The sequence below is a fragment of the Macromonas nakdongensis genome, from assembly GCF_002837145.1.
Taxonomy (GTDB): domain Bacteria; phylum Pseudomonadota; class Gammaproteobacteria; order Burkholderiales; family Burkholderiaceae_C; genus Macromonas_B; species Macromonas_B nakdongensis.
On sequence record NZ_NWMV01000170.1, the window covers coordinates 1 to 1,050 of the forward strand.

At 68.5% G+C, this 1,050-nt stretch carries 2 protein-coding genes and 1 pseudogene; all 3 read left to right on the forward strand.

Going from position 1 to position 1,050, the window contains the following annotated elements:
- A partial coding sequence (locus CON77_RS14895) for an ABC transporter ATP-binding protein (protein WP_157827000.1) occupies positions 1 to 375 on the forward strand: 375 nt, incomplete at its 5' end.
- Between the two features lie 76 nt (positions 376 to 451).
- The gene (locus CON77_RS14900) at positions 452 to 874 is read left to right on the forward strand and encodes an ArsR/SmtB family transcription factor (protein WP_101050386.1); all 423 of its coding nucleotides are present in this window, start codon (positions 452 to 454) and stop codon (positions 872 to 874) included.
- Positions 867 to 1,050 (forward strand): annotated as a pseudogene (locus CON77_RS14905) (sulfite dehydrogenase); the annotation flags it as partial. The gene CON77_RS14900 and the pseudogene CON77_RS14905, both read left to right, overlap by 8 nt.

A 1,050-nucleotide genomic window follows, 5' to 3' on the forward strand; every position in this document is an offset into this window, starting at 1 on the left:
AGCGCGCTGGACAACGTGGCCATGCCGCTGTGGATTCGACGCACCCCGCGCCCGGCCGCGGCCGCCGAAGCCGCCCAGTGGCTGCAGCGCGTGGGCCTGGGCGAGCGGTTGCAGCACCGCCCGAGCGAGCTGTCCGGCGGCGAACGCCAGCGCGTGGCCATCGCCCGCGCCCTGGCCAGCCGGCCGGCCTGTGTGCTGGCTGACGAACCCACCGGCAACCTGGACCGCCAGACCGCCGACGGCGTGTTCCAGCTCATGCTGCAACTGGCGCGCGACCAGGGCACCGCCTTCGTGCTGGTGACCCACGACCCGGCCCTGGCCCAGCGCTGCGACCGCGTGTTGCACATGAACAACGGCCGCCTGAGCGCCGCCTGATTCCCTTGTCAGCCTCCCGTAGGGCCACAGGGTTTACACTAATCCATATATTCGCAATCAATCATATAGTGTTGGCATGAGCCACAGCGCCCCGCCCGTTCCACTCGATGCGTCCAGCCCCCACCCGGTGTTCGACTCGGTGGCGCGTTACTTTGGCGTGTTGGGCGAACCAACCCGCCTGCGCATCCTGCACGCGGTCTGCCAGGAAGAAAAGTGCGTCAACGACATCATCAAGGCGACCGGCATGGCCCAGGCCAACGTCTCGCGCCACCTGGGGCTGATGTACCAGGTGGGGATGCTGTCGCGACGCCGTGAGGGCACCCAGGTGTTTTACCGCGTGACCGACCACCTGTTTGTGGAACTGTGCCGCAGCGTCACCGCACAGGTGTTGGCCCGCACGGCCCCGCGCCCGGCCAGTCCCGACGAATTTCACGCCTTGGGCCTGGCCGCCCAGGCGCATGTCACCCCCGCCAACCCGAAGGAAACAGCAAGTGTCTAAAGACCTGAGCGATGTCATTGGGCGCGTCATTCCGGCGCCTGAAAACCACCTGAGCACCGAGTTGCTCGAGCAGGCGCGCAAAGCCCGCCGCAGCTTCATGGGCAAGGCCTTGGCCATGGGGGCGGGTGCCGTGGCCGGCACCGCCGCGGCCACCCAGGCCCTGGCGGCCGAGGGCG